At 47.5% G+C, this 18246-nt stretch carries 16 protein-coding genes; 11 read left to right on the top strand and 5 right to left on the bottom strand.

The window, feature by feature from the left end; translation table 11 throughout:
• Positions 1-194 precede the first annotated feature (194 nt).
• The 8 genes from rpsA (at position 195) to cysM (ending at position 7995) form a co-directional block, all read left to right on the top strand.
• On the top strand, positions 195-1910 hold the full coding sequence (gene rpsA / locus ACO0LE_RS06855) for a 30S ribosomal protein S1 (protein WP_422958048.1): 1716 nt from the start codon (positions 195-197) through the stop codon (positions 1908-1910).
• 26 nt (positions 1911-1936) lie between these two features.
• Positions 1937-2242 carry an integration host factor subunit beta gene (locus ACO0LE_RS06850; protein WP_422959670.1) on the top strand — a complete coding sequence of 102 codons (306 nt, stop codon included), beginning with the start codon at positions 1937-1939 and terminating at the stop codon, positions 2240-2242.
• A 201-nt stretch (positions 2243-2443) separates the two neighbouring features.
• Positions 2444-2758, top strand: coding sequence for a LapA family protein (locus ACO0LE_RS06845; RefSeq protein WP_422959669.1), 315 nt, complete (start codon positions 2444-2446; stop codon positions 2756-2758).
• 24 nt (positions 2759-2782) lie between these two features.
• Positions 2783-3958 carry a lipopolysaccharide assembly protein LapB gene (gene lapB / locus ACO0LE_RS06840; RefSeq protein ID WP_422959668.1) on the top strand — a complete coding sequence of 392 codons (1176 nt, stop codon included), beginning with the start codon at positions 2783-2785 and terminating at the stop codon, positions 3956-3958.
• Positions 3959-4013: 55 nt separating this feature from the next.
• Entirely contained in the window at positions 4014-5387 is a 1374-nt protein-coding gene (locus tag ACO0LE_RS06835) for a UDP-glucose dehydrogenase family protein (protein ID WP_422959667.1), read from the top strand.
• A gap of 5 nt (positions 5388-5392) precedes the next feature.
• Positions 5393-6310 (top strand): D-glycero-beta-D-manno-heptose-7-phosphate kinase, encoded by a 918-nt coding sequence (rfaE1, locus tag ACO0LE_RS06830; protein WP_422959666.1) that lies wholly within the window; start codon positions 5393-5395, stop codon positions 6308-6310.
• 175 nt (positions 6311-6485) lie between these two features.
• Positions 6486-6917, top strand: coding sequence for a helix-hairpin-helix domain-containing protein (locus tag ACO0LE_RS06825; protein WP_422959665.1), 432 nt, complete (start codon positions 6486-6488; stop codon positions 6915-6917).
• Between the two features lie 175 nt (positions 6918-7092).
• Positions 7093-7995 carry a cysteine synthase CysM gene (cysM, locus tag ACO0LE_RS06820; protein ID WP_422959664.1) on the top strand — a complete coding sequence of 301 codons (903 nt, stop codon included), beginning with the start codon at positions 7093-7095 and terminating at the stop codon, positions 7993-7995.
• A gap of 131 nt (positions 7996-8126) precedes the next feature.
• Here cysM and ACO0LE_RS06815 read toward each other — a convergent pair whose 3' ends face one another.
• The 5 genes from ACO0LE_RS06815 to ACO0LE_RS06795 form a co-directional block, all read right to left on the bottom strand.
• On the bottom strand, positions 8127-8435 hold the full coding sequence (locus ACO0LE_RS06815; RefSeq protein ID WP_262835522.1) for a hypothetical protein: 309 nt from the start codon (positions 8433-8435) through the stop codon (positions 8127-8129).
• Positions 8436-8726: 291 nt separating this feature from the next.
• Positions 8727-9863, bottom strand: coding sequence for a lytic murein transglycosylase B (mltB, locus tag ACO0LE_RS06810; protein ID WP_422959663.1), 1137 nt, complete (start codon positions 9861-9863; stop codon positions 8727-8729).
• 13 nt (positions 9864-9876) lie between these two features.
• Positions 9877-11940, bottom strand: coding sequence for a transglutaminase TgpA family protein (locus ACO0LE_RS06805; RefSeq protein WP_422959662.1), 2064 nt, complete (start codon positions 11938-11940; stop codon positions 9877-9879).
• Positions 11937-12926: a DUF58 domain-containing protein gene (locus ACO0LE_RS06800; protein ID WP_422959661.1), complete on the bottom strand. Its 990-nt coding sequence runs from the start codon at positions 12924-12926 to the stop codon at positions 11937-11939. The genes ACO0LE_RS06805 and ACO0LE_RS06800 overlap by 4 nt, the downstream gene beginning before the upstream one ends.
• A gap of 50 nt (positions 12927-12976) precedes the next feature.
• Complete coding sequence (locus ACO0LE_RS06795; RefSeq protein WP_422959660.1) at positions 12977-13897, bottom strand: AAA family ATPase; 921 nt, start codon at positions 13895-13897, stop codon at positions 12977-12979.
• Positions 13898-14169: 272 nt separating this feature from the next.
• Here ACO0LE_RS06795 and ACO0LE_RS06790 point away from each other — a divergent pair, with 272 nt between their 5' ends.
• The 3 genes from ACO0LE_RS06790 to ACO0LE_RS06780 all read left to right on the top strand — a co-directional run bounded on the left by ACO0LE_RS06790 (position 14170) and on the right by ACO0LE_RS06780 (position 18160).
• Entirely contained in the window at positions 14170-15108 is a 939-nt protein-coding gene (locus ACO0LE_RS06790) for a histone deacetylase family protein (RefSeq protein ID WP_422959659.1), read from the top strand.
• 117 nt (positions 15109-15225) lie between these two features.
• Complete coding sequence (locus tag ACO0LE_RS06785) at positions 15226-16929, top strand: GspE/PulE family protein (RefSeq protein ID WP_422959658.1); 1704 nt, start codon at positions 15226-15228, stop codon at positions 16927-16929.
• Between the two features lies 1 nt (position 16930).
• A complete protein-coding gene (locus tag ACO0LE_RS06780) occupies positions 16931-18160 on the top strand; it encodes a type II secretion system F family protein (RefSeq protein ID WP_422959657.1) in 1230 nt (409 codons plus the stop codon).
• Positions 18161-18246 lie beyond the last annotated feature (86 nt).

Genomic DNA, 18246 nt, shown 5'->3' with positions numbered 1-18246 from the left:
ACAGGCGAAATGCTAGTGAAAATGTTGCAAGTTGGTTTGTAAATGAATTTGTGAGTTCAATTGATTTCCGGTGCATCCGTCTTCTGGAAATCGATGCTGAAGTTCCTGTGCTGATGCAAAGTCAGTGCGGGTTTGTTTAACCTAACCCAGTGTACACAGCGTTTTTGCCGTGTTCTGGATAACTCGAGTACCTTATGTCTACTGTTTTTATGTCCCAAGATTTTGCTACCGGTGCAGATAGCTTCGCAGCTTTATTCGAAGAATCCCTGTCACGCCAGGATATGCGTTCCGGTGAAGTAATCTCTGCTGAAGTCGTTCGTATCGACCACAACTTCGTGATCGTGAACGCTGGCCTCAAATCTGAAGCCTTTATTCCTGTTGAAGAATTCAAAAACGACCAGGGCGAACTGGAAGTTAACATCGGCGATTTCGTTTCCGTAGCGATTGATTCGCTGGAAAACGGTTTCGGCGACACAATTTTGTCCCGTGACAAAGCTAAACGTCTGGCCTCATGGCTCGCGCTCGAAAAAGCGCTGGAGTCTGGTGAGATGGTTATCGGTACTGTCAATGGCAAAGTCAAAGGTGGTCTGACTGTTCTGACAAACGGCATCCGCGCTTTCCTGCCAGGTTCTTTGGTTGATACACGCCCAGTGAAGGATACAACTCCTTACGAAGGCAAAACCATGGAATTCAAGGTTATCAAGCTCGACCGTAAGCGTAATAACGTTGTATTGTCCCGCCGCGCTGTAGTTGAAGCGTCTATGGGCGAAGAGCGCCAAAAACTGATGGAAACCCTGAAAGAAGGCACAGTGGTTACCGGTATCGTCAAAAATATCACTGACTACGGCGCGTTCGTGGATCTGGGTGGTATTGATGGCCTGTTGCACATCACTGATCTGGCATGGCGTCGTGTACGTCACCCTTCCGAGGTGTTGACAGTCGGTCAGGAAATCACTGCAAAAGTATTGAAATTCGACCAAGAGAAAAATCGTGTTTCCCTGGGCGTAAAACAATTGGGCGACGATCCATGGACAGGTTTGTCCCGTCGTTACCCAGCGAACACACGTCTGTTCGGTAAAGTAACAAACCTGACCGACTACGGCGCATTCGTTGAAGTCGAACAAGGTATCGAAGGTCTGGTTCACGTGTCTGAAATGGATTGGACAAACAAAAACGTGGCACCAAACAAAGTTGTTCAGTTGGGCGACGAAGTTGAAGTCATGGTTCTGGAAATCGACGAAGAACGTCGTCGTATCAGCCTGGGCATGAAACAGTGCAAAGCCAATCCTTGGGATGATTTCGCGATCAATCACAAGAAAGGTGACAAAGTTCGCGGCGCGATCAAGTCCATCACTGATTTCGGCGTATTTATCGGCTTGTCCGGTAACATCGACGGTCTGGTGCATTTGTCTGACCTGTCCTGGAACGAAACAGGCGAAGAAGCAGTTCGTCGCTTCAAGAAAGGTGATGAACTGGAAGCCATCGTATTGGCAATCGACGTTGAGCGTGAACGTGTTTCCCTCGGTGTTAAGCAATTGGAAGGTGACCCATTCAACAACTACTGCGCAATGAATGACAAAGGCGCAATCGTGACTGGTACAGTCAAGTCTGTTGAAGCTAAAGGCGCAGTCATTCAGTTGGCTGATGATGTTGAGGGCTACTTGCGTGCTTCCGAAATCTCCCGTGATCGCGTGGAAGATGCCGGTACACACCTGAAAGTTGGTGACAGCGTTGAAGCCTTGGTATTGAACATTGACCGTAAAGCTCGTGGTATCCAATTGTCTATCAAAGCAAAAGATAGTGCTGAAACACAAGAAGCAATGCAAAAAATGACAACTGACTCCAATGCAGCTTCCGGCACCACAAGCTTGGGCGCATTGTTGAAAGCTAAGCTCGACAACAAAAACTAAGCATCAATTAAGACGCTGAGTTTTAGATGACAAAGTCTGAGTTGATTGCTCGCCTGGCTGAGAGATATCCGCAACTGGTAGCAAAGGATGTGGATGTCGCGGTCAAAACCATCTTGGATGCAATGTCGGATGCGCTGGCAACAGGGCATCGCATTGAAATCCGTGGTTTTGGCAGCTTTGCCTTGAATAGTCGGCCTCCGCGCATTGGACGTAATCCCAAGTCTGGTGACAAAGTGATGGTGCCTGAAAAACGGGTGCCCCATTTCAAACCAGGTAAGGAATTGCGTGAGCGTGTGGATGCAATGGTAGGGCAACCGATACAAGACGATTAGCTTAGTCGTCAGTTCGGCGGCCTGACACTTAAAAAGTATGCAAAAAAGTGAAAACGGTATATCGGCTTGACCGATATACCGTTTTTTTTCACGTACAATTCCGTATGAGTTTAAAGATGCCTCCATGCATGCTTCAGAGCTTGTCGCGCCTCTCTGTGTTACGGTGTCAATAACTCCATAAGAGCTACTTAGGATACTGTTATGAAAATCATTTCTCGCATCATTACTGTGATCTTATTCATCATTTTTTTTGGCTTTGCGATGAAGAACGATCAAATCGTCACCTTGCAATATTTTTTTGGATACCAGCAATCTGCACCTCTAGTTATACTTTTACTAGCTTTCTTTTTGTGCGGCGGTATTCTTGGTGCATTGGCGATGGTCCCTATGGTTTTTCGCCACAAACGTGATATTTCCAAGCATAAAAAAACCATCGCAGAAATAGAAAAAGAGAGACTTGCATCGCAACGTGCAAGCACCGAAGCGCCTCAACCCGATGGCATTCGAAATATCTGATCACCATATAAGCGAAAATAAAAAATGGAATTTGATATCTGGTGGTTGCTAGGCATCCCCTTGTTTTTTTCTCTGGGCTGGATCGCCGCTCGCGTCGATATCCGCCAGTTGATTTCGGAGTCCCGTAGTCTGCCGCGTGGCTACTTCAAAGGATTGAATTTTCTGCTGAATGATCAGCATGATAAAGCGATCGATGCCTTCATCGAAATCGTTAAGCTAGATCCTGAGACAGTTGAATTGCATTTTGCGCTTGGTAATTTGTTTCGCCGTCGTGGTGAAACTGAGCGTGCAATTCGCGTACATCAAAACCTCTTATCTCGCCCCGATTTGCCGCTAGATCAACAGACCCAGGCGATGTTTGAGCTTGGTCAGGATTATCTGAAAGCAGGTCTGCTGGATCGCGCTGAAGAAACTTTTAACCAGCTGGTTGCCGGACAATACGCGATTCAGGCAAGGCGCGCGCTACTAGAAATTTATCAGCGTGAAAAAGAATGGGCGAGGGCGATTGAGGCGGCGTATGCCTTGCAAGAATCTGGTGCTGGCGGACGACAAAAAGAAATCGCCCAGTTTTACTGCGAAATGGCACAGGATGAATTAGTACATACACATCCAGATGCTGCACTGGCGATGCTAGAAAAAGCGCTGGCCGCTGATCGCCATAATGTACGCGCAGCGATCCTGATGGGCGATGTCCATCTGGCAAACGGCGAAATCGAAAAAGCCTTGCTTGCGTGGCGTCGTGTAGAGCAGCAAAGTGTTCCTCATGTTGCGCTTGTCGCACAACGACTGATGGATGGTTATCGTAAGCTGGATCGCCCACAAGAAGGTTTGAATTTACTTAAAGGCTATCTGGCAGAAGCGTCCTCCATTGATTTATTAGAGGTCGTCTTCAAAGCGACTCTGGAGTTGGATACGGTTGATGCAGCGAACCAATTGGTCAGTGACGAATTACGCCGCACGCCAACCTTATTAGGTCTGGATAAGTTGCTCGATGCGCGTCTGATGGTGGCGCCGCCAGAAGTCAGGCCTGAACTGTCCTTAGTCAAAAATCTGGTACATGGTTATGCACAAAAACTTGCACGCTATCAGTGTTCTCATTGCGGTTTTAAAGCACGCCAATTTTACTGGCAATGTCCAGGGTGCAGCCGTTGGGAAACTTATCCACCGCGCCGTACTGAAGAATTAAATGTGATGAATTGAGTTTTTGTACTCATAAAAAATAACGTAAAAATTATCTAGGGATTGTGATCACAACATGAAAATTACAATTATTGGCACGGGTTATGTCGGGCTGGTCACCGGTGGTTGTCTCGCTGAGTTGGGTAATGATGTATTTTGCCTTGACGTCGATCAACGCAAAATCGACATTTTGAATAACGGTGGTATTCCTATTCATGAGCCGGGCCTGGAAGAACTGGTTGCACGTAACCGTGCTGCTGGGCGTATCCAGTTTTCAACTGATGTTGCCGCCAGTGTTGCCCATGGCGATGTCCAGTTCATCGCGGTAGGTACTCCGCCGGACGAAGATGGATCAGCTGACTTGCAATATGTATTGGCCGCAGCTCGTAATATTGGCAAATACATGACGGGTTTTAAAGTCATCGTCGATAAATCAACGGTGCCTGTCGGCACTGCGGATAAAGTGTCTGCTGCGGTCAAAGCAGAATTGTCTGCGCGTAATTCAGATGGGCAATTTTCTGTTGTTTCTAATCCAGAATTCTTGAAAGAGGGCGCTGCTGTAGAAGATTTCATGCGTCCTGACCGGATAGTGATTGGCTGTGACGATACGCCACAAGGCCGTATTGCGCATTCGCAAATGAAAAAACTGTATACCCCTTTCAACCGCAATCACGAACGTACTTTCTGGATGGACGTGCGCTCTGCGGAATTCACCAAATATGCCGCCAACGCAATGCTGGCAACGCGGATTTCGTTCATGAATGAATTAGCGAATCTTGCAGATCATGTTGGTGCTGATATTGAAGCTGTAAGGCATGGCATCGGGTCTGACCCGCGTATTGGACATAGCTTTTTATATGCCGGTTGCGGTTATGGTGGCTCTTGTTTCCCGAAAGACGTACAGGCTTTAGAGCGTACCGCACAGGATTATGGTCTGGACTTATTAGTCTTACAGGCAGTCGAGGCTGTCAACGAACAGCAAAAACTGGTGCTTGGTAAAAAAATAGTGAAGCGCTTCGGCGATGACTTGCGTGGTAAGCATTTTGCGATATGGGGTCTTGCATTTAAACCGAACACAGATGATATGCGCGCTGCATCGTCACGTGTTTTGCTTGGCGAGTTATTGCGTAAAGGCGCCAGTGTCGCAGTGTACGATCCAGTCTCTATGCCAGAGGCAAAGCGTGTATTTGCGCTGGACTTTGCTGATAGTCCAGCATTGCTGGAAAAAATTCGTTTCGCCAGTAACCCTATGGATGCCCTGAATCAGGCAGATGCTTTGGCAATTGTTACTGAGTGGAAGGCATTCCGCAGCCCAGATTTTGATAAAGTGAAATCCTTGTTGAATCATCCGGTTATTTTTGATGGCCGTAACTTATTTGAACCAGCGGTCATGACCGAAATCGGTATTGAATACCACGGCATCGGCCGTTCTGTCCTGACACGCACATGATCCACATGCTTGAATCAAAACGTATTCTGGTCGCTGGCGATGTCATGCTGGACCGCTATTGGTTCGGTGAGGTCAATCGCATTTCTCCGGAAGCACCGGTACCGATTGTCCGGGTAGAGAGGCGCGAAGAACGTCTCGGTGGTGCCGCTAACGTCGCACGTAACGCCGCGGCCTTAGGCTTACACGCTGGCTTGCTGGGTGTGATCGGTGATGATGAGGCTGGTAACAGCGTCGAACACTTGCTGGGGCAATCGGGCATTGATAGTTATTTAAGCCGCGATACGGCGATCTCCACCATTATCAAACTGCGCGTGATTGGACGGCAGCAGCAATTATTGCGAATTGATTTTGAAGAAAAACCGACCGAGCACGTTTTACAAGACAAGCTGTCTCGTTTCAATGCTCTCATTTCTGAGTATGATTTAATCGTCCTATCCGATTATGCAAAAGGTAGTTTGGTGAATGTCGTTGCGATGATTGCAGCGGCTAAGGCAGCAGGCAAGCCTGTCCTGGTGGATCCGAAGGGAAGTGATTTTGCGCGTTATGCAGGAGCGACTATGCTGACGCCGAATAAAGCAGAATTGCGTCAGGTAATCGGCGAATGGACTAGCGAGCCTGAGTTGACAGAAAAAGCGCAAGCCCTCCGCCATCACTTATCTTTAGATGCCCTATTGCTGACTCGCTCAGAAGAGGGAATGAGCCTTTACACAGAGCATGACGTCACTCACGTACCTGCGATGGCGAGAGAAGTCTATGATGTCTCGGGTGCGGGCGATACCGTCATTGCGACGATGGCAGCAAGCCTGGCTTCTGGCTTGAGCATGAAAGATGCGGTCATGTTAGCGAATCGCGCAGGCGGCATTGTTGTTGGTAAGCTCGGTACTGCCACCGTATCGAAGGAAGAATTGTTCGCTACAACATAATCTACTTTGTTAATCAAAGTTAATTTACTGTTAATATTGTTGTCGTTGTCAACCTGAGTATCTTCAGGTCGTTAATTGAAACAGAACGAGGTGGTATTTCGGTCTGATCTTAAAAATCAATTCGACAGCGTCAATAATGAACGCAGTTCAATTCAACTTAATTGGGAGTGCTTACATGTTCAAGAAATTTCTTTTAGCTATCGCCGCAATGATTGTCACGATGGGTTTCGCTTTTGCTGACGTCGATGTGAATAAAGGTGATCAAGCCGCATTGGATGGCATTAAAGGTATCGGGCCAGCAAAATCAAAGGCGATTATCGAGGAGCGCACAAAGGGTGGAAATTTCAAAGATTGGGCTGATTTTGAAAAACGCGTTAAAGGCATCGGTGAAAAGAGCGCACTCAAGTTGTCCGCTGCAGGTTTGACGGTTAATGGTCAGCCTAAAGCAGGAGCAGAAGCAAAACCAGTAGATAAGCCGGTAAAACCAGCTAAGGTTGATAAGGCAGACAAAGCTGCTAGCGCATCGGCAGCTGCATCAATGCCTGCATCTGCGTCAGCTGCCGCTTCCACCGCTAAAGCATCTGCCAAGGCATCTGCATCTAAGTAAGAAGTATCTGGCTGTATCAGCCAAAAAAGGCAAAATCAAACAACCTCTTGGGTATGGAAATACTCAGGAGGTTTTTTTATTTACACGGTAAATTGATCATGCCCTAATTCGGATCCAAGCAGTAAGGCGCTACAGCGTTTAAAATGATGTTTTAAATTTCACACCAACGATCACCATGCCTTATTTGACCATAGAAGATACGATAGGAAATACACCGCTTGTGATGCTGCAAAGAATTCCCAGCGAGGAAATCAAGCGTCGCAACAACATTATCTTGGGTAAATTAGAGGGCAATAATCCTGCCGGATCGGTGAAAGACAGACCTGCATTGTCCATGATCAAGCATGCCGAATTGCGTGGACGTATCAAGCCCGGCGATACCCTGATTGAGGCAACTAGCGGCAATACCGGAATTGCATTAGCCATGGCTGCGGCTATGCGTGGTTATAAGATGGTGTTGTTGATGCCTGAAAATTTAAGTATAGAACGCCGTCAAAGTATGGCCGCATATGGTGCGCAGATTGTCCTGACTCCTAAAACTGGTGGTATGGAGTATGCGCGTGATCTGGCCGAGCAAATGCAAAAAGAAGGTAAGGGAGTGATCCTTGATCAGTTCGCGAATCCAGATAATCCGCTTGCGCATTATGAAACTACTGGCCCTGAAATCTGGCGTGATACAGACGGTCGCATCACGCATTTTGTGAGTGCGATGGGTACGACAGGAACGATCATGGGAGTATCTGCTTATTTGAAAGAGCAAAATCCTGAAATTCGTATTATCGGTGCGCAACCGGAAGACGGTTCCCAGATTCCCGGTATTAGAAAATGGCCAGAAGCGTATTTGCCAAAAATCTATGATAAGGCAAGAGTCGATCAGGAAGAATCAGTCAGTCAGTCGGACGCTGAGCATATGGCGCGTCGTATGGCTGCCGAGGAGGGCATTTTTTGTGGTATTTCTGCGGCAGGTGCCTGTGAGGTGGCATTACGTATTGCTCATACAGTAGAAAATGCAACGATCGTATTTATTGTTTGCGATCGTGGTGATCGTTATTTGTCGACAGGCGTATTTCCTGCCTGAAATAGTATTGTGGATTGAAATGACGCCGCACAATACGTTTTAGATACAAAAATGCCGTAAATGTACTCAGATACATTTACGGCATTCTCAATCAATTTAGTGCTTGACGACAAATTTTTTGTCGAAATTTTTTAGCTATTCGCCGCAGCTTCTTTTGGTTTGAATTGTTTGTCGCTGATACGGAATTTCGCACGACGGTCACCCATCAGTTCACGTAAATCTTTAATGCTAACATCGCTGATTTCGTGCATGCGAATTAACAGGGATGCACCAACTGGCAGACGGCGGTGACGGATTTTACTGATTACTGGCGGAGCTACTTCCAAAGCCCTAGATAAAGCGGCATCATTTTTTAAATGCAACTGTTTAATCAATGTGTCCAACAAATTATTTGGATCGTAGTCGATTTCATCGGATTCAAGCTGTGTCAGATTTGCCATAATTACCTCGCTATTTAGCTTATTGATTCAAAAAAACATTGCTTCAATAAAAGATTAATCAAACGGTAATATTGTATCTTTAAAATAGATTTTTCTTGCCAGAAGAATAGCAAAACATTGTTAAATCTCTTGACACATTGCTTTCTGATAACGTAAATGTATCATTAGATAATATTAATGTAGTTTAAATCATACTATTTGGTAATATTAATTGGAAAAAATATCATTCAGGCGTAGAAAATTCTGTGTGGCAACTGTTAGCTAATTCCGGTGATTTTTATCGACCCTCTCCTATTTTGTACGTGCGGCGGCAATGACTTTGCCCAAATCAATCACCGACATCGCATAAAAATAGCTACGATTATATTGAGTGATGGCAAAAAAATTCTCAGTAGCAAGCCAGTATTCTGTTGGATCATTTCCGTTTTGCAAATCGATCAAACCATAGAGCAAATTGTCGGTCGCATCGGGACTAGCGGTTGTTGCAACCGAGCGTAATTCGTCAAGTTTATAGTTTGCCCGCAGTCCTTGGCCTAATATCGAGCTGAGTTTGCTGATATCTTGTTCATTATCCGGATTAATCACCAGGGTTGCTGGAAATGCCGTCGGTAAATTTTTCTTCCAGCCATGCATAGATAAATAGTGCGCCACACTGCCGATGGCATCGGTTGGTGACGCCAGTAAATCAATTTGCCCGTCGCCATCAAAATCGACAGCAAACTTTCTGATGCTGCTAGGCATAAATTGCGACCAGCCTATTGCCCCCGCATAAGACCCTCTGAACTTAAATGGATCGAGACGCGATTCTCTGGCCATCAACAGCATGTTCTCTAATTCCCCGCGAAAAAATTCCATACGAGTTGCGCGTGTTGGCGTGTCCGGATAGGCAAACGCCAGTGTTGTGAGCGCATCCATCACACGAAAATTGCCGGTATTTTTACCAAACACCGTTTCTACGCCGATCAGACCGACAATGATTTCCGCAGGAACGCCGTATTGGTTTTCTGCCCGGTTCAGCGCATCCGCGTACTTATCCCAAAACGCGATACCAGCATTGATGCGATATGCGTCGACAAAGCGGGCGCGATAGGCTTTCCAATTTTTGGGTTTGCCTGCAGGGGCGGGCTTCATGAGCTGTATTGCTGATTCTACGTATCGAACCTGATCAAATGTCGTAATCAGTTCGGCTTTATCAAAGCCATGTTTCACTACCATCTGATCAATAAAATCTGCAACTTCTTTCCACTGCGCAAAGTGCGTGAACTCCGCACTCTCTTCCTGTTTGGACGCGACTTTTTTTGTTGTCACAGGACTCGATTTTTTTACCGCTGCTGTCGCATAGGAAGCACTTGTTAACGCGATGGTCAGTGCTGCAATGAGGCCAATATACTTGGTTGGAGAATGAGTTGATGCAGATAGTTTGAGCATGGAAATCAATAGGTCAGCGATATTGCTTAAGTAAAGTTTTTAAACGGGAGACGAGGATAGCAGATGGTAACTCGGCTTTACCATATTTTGCTGCTGTGTATAGATTCAAAAAGGTCTTTACCGTACCGTAACTATTATTTGGCATGATCGTTTTTAGCCTTAGCAAATATGCCTGAGGCCCTTCATGAGGCGCTTTACTCCATCCCTTGGACGCCAGTTTCTTACATAACGCAAGATAAATCTCATCCAGCGGTGATAATTGGGTACGGCAACGCATTAATGGTAGCGCATATAGCGCCATCAATAGCGCGCTGATGGCGAAAAATAACACCGTCATTTTCGGCCAATCCAAATCGCCAAGACCAAGAGAGCGCATGAAGTCGAGTTGTTTCGCCTGGTTGTAATTCAGAACCCATTGGTTCCAGGAGTTATTGACGGCATCCCACTGCATGCGCAATCCGGTCAACAGGGAGTTGTTGCCAAGAGCGTTACTGATCGCACCTGTGATGCCGTTGCGGGGAATGGCATCGTTTAAACTTAACATGACCCGATTTGGCGCTACAGCAGCAGTAGGATCCACTCTTATCCAGCCCCTACCTTTTAGCCAGACTTCTGCCCAGGCATGAGCGTCTGATTGCCTGACCTCCATATAGCCATCAATGATGTTCATATCACCACCCTGATACCCGGTCACGACTCGTGCCGGAATATCGATGGCACGCATCAAAACGACAAATGCGCTTGCATAATGTTCACAAAATCCTTCGCGTGATTTAAACAAAAAGTCATCAACACTATTTGTGCCCAATAACGTGGGCTCTAATGTATAAACAAAATTCTCATTGCGAAAATAATTAAGCACTGCCTTGATGACGCTTTCGTCATCTTGAAATTTTTGCCTGAGATCCGCTGCGAACGCTAGTGTGCGCGGATTGAATCCCGCCGGCAGTTCGACTTCAGAGATCAGATCGGCTAGTTCAGATTCTGCTTGCCATTGATAAGCCGGGTAGGACCTGACCTCATAGCGCAGCCGACTATGGATCGCTTGGGATGCGGTCATTTCTTTGTGCTTATTGAGATTGCTGCCAAGGTCTGTCAGGTTTGGCGGTTCGGCAGGCATATCTAGCGCCATAAGCCAGCGCTGATTATTTGGCTCCATGATGATTTCCTGGCGTATCGGTTTGTCAGAAAATGCGATGGCGCTTTTAGCATAGGTAGCACTATTGCCTGACGGCATCTCGCCATGCGTCCAGTTCCTCCCGTCAAAGTGCGTGAGAACGATGGCGCGCCAGTACAGCAGATTTTTAGGTGGTGCTTTGAATGGCGCAAAATCTGGAAATTTGACTCTGAACGCAATATCTTCCGACAAAGCAAGTTTGCTGATATTTCCCGGCGCCATGGAGTCTGATAATCCGGTATGTCCACTTTGTGCATCACCAGGTAATTTCCACAAAGGCCCTTGAATCCTGGGCACCAGATAGAACGCGACAATAGTTAGCGGAATCGCGAGACCTAAAATGGACAAACCTAATTTTAATCTTTTCCACAACGATGGCACTACGCACGTATAGTGAAACGATAATTGCGCCGTAAGTAAAGCGGCTAAGGCACACAATGACATCGCGGCGGTGCCGATCGTTTGTGCGTCAAAAAAATGCGTCAATAGCAGAAAATAACCCAAATAGATGACGACAAATAAATCCCGCTTGGCATGCATTTCCAGTAATTTGCAAACCAGCAGCATCATCAGCATGGTCACGCCGACTTCTTTGCCGAAGAAAGTGCGAAATTGCCAGAACACAGCGCACATCATCATGCCGGCAATCGGGACTAGCACCCATGATGGTGGCAGGCGGCGTCCGGTCAGTGTGACCCAGACTCGCCACGCAAACAGCCCCAGACAACTCGCCGATACCCACCATGCTGCGTGCAAAGTATGTGGCAGCAGCACCAGTAAACATGAGAACATCAGTAGCAAAGTATCAGCCTTGTCACGCGCCAGAGGCAGCTTGCGCCAGCTGGTATGCATGGAGGCGATTCCATTTTTACTCAACATGTTCGGGGTCGATTGGTTCATGAGCGATGCTTATCGGTGAGGTCATGCAAGGCAAGGGCACGCAGACAGTCCTGCAGATGTGCTTGACCTGTCGTGATTGGATAATCTATATTTCCAAGTCGAAATCCGTATGACAAGGCCGACGCATCTGCCTCAAGCACCCAGCTCGTCATTCTGGCAAGTTTTAATTCCAGATCCATTGATCTCGGTAAGCTGGCAAAGTCGAGAATGATATCGCTGGCGGATCCGCCCGAAAATTGCTTCGTCACGAGTTGACCGCCCGATTCCAGATCAAGTTTGGCAATTTGCTTCCACGCCAGATGTTTCATGGCATCGCCGGTCTGGTAGGCGCGTACCCCCGAAAAATCTTCATCTCCGGCGTGGCCTTGACCATCATTTTTTTCGGTACCTTGCTGGGGCAAGGGGGGCGGATTTTGTTCGGGTCGAGGATAGACCAATACCTGTGCATCAGGCAGCCAAGTGCTCCAGGCACGCAATAAACCTAAGGGAAACCAGGTTTGCAGGCGTACCCTGGGGATGGACATGTAACCACGCTCCGCTGTCGGATAACTCAGCGTGACACTGGTGCGACTCTCGTGTGCGACGTCGATGGCGTGATCTGTCGCACCTTTTTGAGAAAAGCCTATCCAGATTGCATAACGATGACGTTTGCGTCGATTGATGATGTGCAGGATAAATTGCGCATCCTCACCGGCAAATACGGGCTGTGCACTCCCGGCAAGTAAATGCAGGTACGCGAGGTTCAAAAAAGCAAAATACGCATTGATCATGCCACACGCAACCAGCACAAAAGTCAGTGCAAAACCCAGACTCAGATTGTAGTTAGTGGAGGCAATGAATAAAACAATCATGAGCAAGCCAAACATCCATCCGGCTTTGCTAGGTAATGTAAACACACGTCGTTGCTTGAGCAGTACCTCACCACTCTCCGGTTTGTGTTCAAGAAAAACCAGTCGACGAAAGCGTTCGCGTATAGAGGTCAGCATAGATTGGCAATAATAACGATGGTGGTCCGTTGACTGTTATTTGGCTATCGTTACACTGCGATGCGCATCATCAGTTGCTGGAGCAATTCGCTGCTTGCATTGGTTTTGCCGCTCACAGATTTGAGTGGCCGTAAGCGATGGGCAATCACTGGTATCAGCACGGCCTGCACATCTTCGGGAATGACATGATCACGTCCCTCCAGGGCAGCCCAGGCGCGGGCCGCTTGTAACAGCGCAATTGCAGCACGCGGGCTCATCCCGTCGGCAAAGGTATCGCTTTGGCGAGTTGCATGCGCCAGAGACTGCACATAGTCAATCAGCGATGGGGAGGTATGAATATGACGCAATAGCTTTTGTGCTTCGACTAATTCCTCCGCTCGCATGACTGCCGGCAGATTTTGTAGCAAAGTCCGGCGATCTTCGCCCATCAGCAAGGCACGTTCTGCTGCAGCGTCTGGGTAGCCAAGGGAAAGGCACATCAGGAAGCGGTCAAGCTGTGACTCCGGTAACGCGAACGTGCCGACTTGATGTGTGGGATTTTGTGTGGCGATCACAAAGAAGGGCGAGGGGAGTGGGCGCGTTTTACCTTCTACGCTGACCTGACGCTCCTCCATTGCCTCTAATAATGCGGATTGAGTTTTTGGTGTGGCACGATTAATTTCATCGGCAAGCAATACTTGGGTAAATACCGGGCCAGGATGGAAAATAAACTGACTTTTTTCCCTGTCAAAAATCGAAATGCCTACTACGTCTGCTGGCAAAAGATCACTGGTAAATTGCAAACGATTAAATTGCAGGCCCAGTGAAATCGCTAGAGCGTGTGCCAGTGTAGTTTTTCCTACACCAGGGACATCTTCGACCAGCAAGTGACCGCCAGCGAGCAGGCAGACTAAGGCCTGACGTATTTGCTGGTCTTTACCAATAATGACTTGATTAACTTGTTTTGCGACAGCGTGAACTTTAGAAAACATGGTGGGCCTGTTAGGTCAGTCGGAGAGGGCATGCAAAGGACAATCTCTCTAGTGTAAACCGAATCAAGGCATTCTGTATTTTTGACGCACCAGCATAAGCGCTAATCAGCATCAAAAACCGTGTCAAAGCCATAGGTGATTTGCAAAAAACACTAAATAGGGCGACACTTATCAATGGAGATGTACTAATTTACCTAGGACGCGTACAAACTTAGCAGATACCTGAATAGGCGTTTGATGAGAAGCGCCAGTCCTGTTACGACAGCATACTAATGACAACCGCGTTTTATACCCACGCTGACTGCAAACGCCACGAGATGGGTTCGTGGCATCCAGAATCACCCGAACGCCTGCAGGCAATTGAGGATCAGTTGATTGCAAGCCGTATCGATAGTTTGCTGGAATTTCGAGAGGCTCCAGCCGCAGATGAAAAAGATTTGGCAAGAGTACATACGCAGGATGCCATTTATCGTATCCGCGAGAACTGCCCCGGGGTCAATTCTGAATACCAGCACTTCCCGCTTGATGCGGACACCATGCTCAATGCTTATACTTGGCGTGCTGCGCTGCGTGCAGCGGGCGCAGCAATCGCGGCCACAGATGCGGTAATCGCCGGTGAATTAGACAATGCTTTTTGCTCGGTTCGTCCACCTGGACATCATGCTACTCCACGTGAAGCCATGGGTTTTTGTATGTTCAATAATGTTGCAGTCGCCGCCAAACATGCGATGGAAGTACATGGGCTTCAGCGAGTCGCCGTCGTCGATTTTGATGTTCACCATGGCAATGGAACTGAAGAGGCTTTTCGTGATGATCCGCGGGTACTCATGGTGAGTTTTTTTCAGCACCCTTTTTATCCCTATACCGGAACAGATCATCCTGCCGCAAACATGGTGAACTTGCCGATTCCAGCGCATAGCTATGGTGATGTTGTGCGCCAGGCCATTACCGAAAAATGGCTCCCGGCCCTACATCAGCATCAACCTGAGATGATTTTTATTTCTGCGGGATTTGATGCGCATAAGGAAGACGATATGGGACAGATGGGATTAGTCGAAGCGGATTACAGCTGGATTACCCGTCAGATCATGATGGTTGCAAAACAATACTCAAGAGGAAGGATCGTGAGCTGTCTTGAAGGAGGCTACAACTTGTCTGCACTCGGTCGCAGCGTTGTTGCACATATTAAAGTGCTAGCCGAATTAGATTGAGACGGTGTCAAAAGACGATTTCTGCATAGTTTATGATGAAAGACTTTGCAAGCATCTCTTTGCTTGTGTAGAGTAAGTCACATTCCACTGCATTGAAGACCCTAGAAAGGAAGACGAATGGCAAGACCAGAGAAAGTCCGTTTAGGGGAAATTTTGCTCCAGCAGAAGTTGATGTCAGAAGAGCAGCTTCAAATAGCATTGACTGAACAAAAACGCAGTGGCAGAAAACTCGGTAAAGTATTTGTAGAAAACGGCTTTGTCACCGAAGATCAAATATCTGGCGCACTGGCGAAGCAGCTAAACATCCAGTACATCAATCTGAAGCAATACAACCTCAGTCCCGGTGTTGTGAAGCTGCTGCCTGAGATTCAGGCCCGTCGATTCAGGGCGCTCGCTCTGGAGAATCAAGGCAGTGCAATACTGGTCGGTATGGCCGATCCTACCGATCTGTTTGCGTATGATGAAATCACTCGCATCGTCAAATCCCCAATTCTGTTAGCTGTCGTCAACGAAACAGAGCTATTGCAAACAATTGATCAGGTATATCGGCGTACTGACGAAATATCGGGATTGGCCAAAGAGCTGGAGCAAGAACTTGGCGATACCAATATTGATTTTGGCATGCTCAGCGTCACGCCGGGGATGGAAGACGCTCCGGTCGTCAAGTTACTGCAGTCAGTTTTTGATGATGCAACTCAGATACGTGCCTCGGATATCCATATAGAACCTCAGGAAAAACGTTTGCAAATACGTTTCCGGATCGACGGTGTCTTGCATCTGCAAACTGAAACCGATATTAAAATCGCTCCATCCATGGTGCTGCGCTTGAAGTTGATGTCCGATATGGATATCTCAGAAAAACGCATACCGCAAGATGGTCGCTTTGTAATCAAAGTAAGACAGCAACAGATTGACGTCCGTATTTCCACGATGCCGACCCAATACGGTGAATCGGTAGTCATGCGGCTGCTGAATCAAAGTGGCGGTACGCTAAATCTGGAACGCATCGGCATGCCCAAGCATATGCTGGCAAGATTTCGTTCTATCATTAATCGGCCCAATGGTCTGGTCTTAGTCACCGGCCCTACCGGTAGCGGTAAAACGACGACTTTATATGGTGCCTTATCTGAATTAAACACAGAGGGACGTAAGCTGATTACGGTGGAAGATCCGGTTGAATATCGCCTCGCAGGCATCAATCAAGTGCAGGTGAATGAGAAAATTGAACTCAGTTTTGCCAGAGTATTGCGTGCCAGCTTACGTCAGGATCCCGATGTGTTACTCGTCGGCGAAATGCGCGATCAGGAAACAGCGCAAATCGGTATGCGCGCTGCGATGACAGGCCATCTGGTATTGTCTACTTTGCATACGAATGACGCCGTCAGCACGCCAATCCGTTTGATGGATATGGGTGTACCACGATTTATGGTCGGCAGTTCTTTGCAGGCAGTCTTGGCGCAAAGGCTGGTCAGGGTTATCTGTGAAAGTTGTAGTGAGCCGACACCGCTCAGCGCTACCGAGAGGGAGTGGCTAAAGCAAGAGCTTCGTGAGCACGTGGATGCATACGCCTACCATAAAGGTCGTGGTTGCAGTCATTGCAATGGCACAGGATATCGTGGCCGGGTTGGTGTTTATGAGTTACTGGAAGTCACCCAAGCCGTAGCGGATGCGGCAAATCACGGGGATCCGGCAAGTTTCATAAAAATCGGCCAGCAACAGATGGCTGGACACACTTTGCGTAAGCATGCAGTAGATTTGGCTATTGCCGGTAAAACGACGATTGCTGAGGCAATGCGCATCAGTAATCAACTAGAGGAATAACATGCCTTTTTTCGCTTACAAAGCCAGAAATGCTCGCGGCGAGCTAGTCGAGGGCGTCTTGGAAAGCGCGGATAGTGGCGCGGTAGCGAGTCAGTTATTTAATAGCGGAATTACACCAATACATATTAATCCCACTAGTCACCCAGCTAAAAGCGGCGAAATGACCTGGTGGAAAAAATTTACCGAGCCCAAAGTATTGTCGCTGGATGTGCAGCTTTTTAGTCGCCAGCTCTATACCTTGCTTAAATCTGGCGTGCCGATCATGCGCGGCCTAGCGGGCTTGCAAGAGTCTGCAATCAACAAATCATTTGCCAGAGTAATTTTGGATCTGCGTGAGTCCTTGGATGGTGGGCGAGAACTCTCTGCCGCGATGCGACGCCATCCGGATATATTTTCGACGTTTTATATCAGTATGGTGCGGGTAGGAGAAATGACGGGGCAACTAGAGGATATTTTTATCCGCCTGTACGCGCATCTTGAGTTTGAAAGAGAGATGAAGGAGCGCGTCAAGTCAGCATTGCGTTATCCGACTTTCGTCATGGTTGCGATGGTACTCGCGATGGCGGTGATTAATATTTTTGTTATTCCTGCATTCGCTAAAGTTTTTGCCGGATTTAATGCAGAATTACCTCTGATGACCAGGATTTTACTAGGCGTTTCGAATTTCACAGTGGAGTATTGGCCCGTCTGTTTATTTGCGCTAGTAGCTTCGATCGTTGCTTTCAAAACGTATGTTGGCACACGTAATGGCCGTTATCAGTGGGATAAAGTGAAATTAAAAATCCCGATTGTTGGCCGCATCATACTCAAAGGAACTCTGGCTCGTTTTGCACGTAGCTTCGCTCTGTCCAGCAAAAGTGGCGTGCCGATTGTGCAAGCACTTAATGTTGTGTCCCAAACGGTCGATAACAGCTATATATCTGTCCGGATAGAGCAAATGCGTGACGGTGTAGAGCGTGGAGAGAGCATTCTACGTACCGCTGTCGTCGCAGGGATTTTTACCCCCATCGTACTACAGATGATCGCAGTGGGTGAGGAGAGTGGCGAGCTGGATGATCTGATGGACGAGATCGCCAGTATGTATGAGCGCGATGTTGAATACGAATTAAAAACCTTGTCCTCTAATATTGAACCGATACTGATTGTCGGGCTAGGTGTTTTGGTGCTGGTGCTCGCTCTGGGTATTTTCTTACCGATTTGGGATCTGGGAAAAGTCGCACTCAAAAAATGAATGTTCCCCTGTACGAACATGCGTGGGAAATTGATGCGTCGTTTTTACGCTAAGACGCGCCAGCGAGGCGAGTGTGAGCTATTGGC

Origin of the sequence: Undibacterium sp. Xuan67W, assembly GCF_049340165.1 — a bacterium.
In the GTDB taxonomy this organism is placed as follows: Bacteria; Pseudomonadota; Gammaproteobacteria; order Burkholderiales; family Burkholderiaceae_D; genus Undibacterium.
The sequence above is the reverse complement of the archived record's forward strand: the minus strand, read 5'-3'. Positions and strand labels throughout refer to the sequence as shown.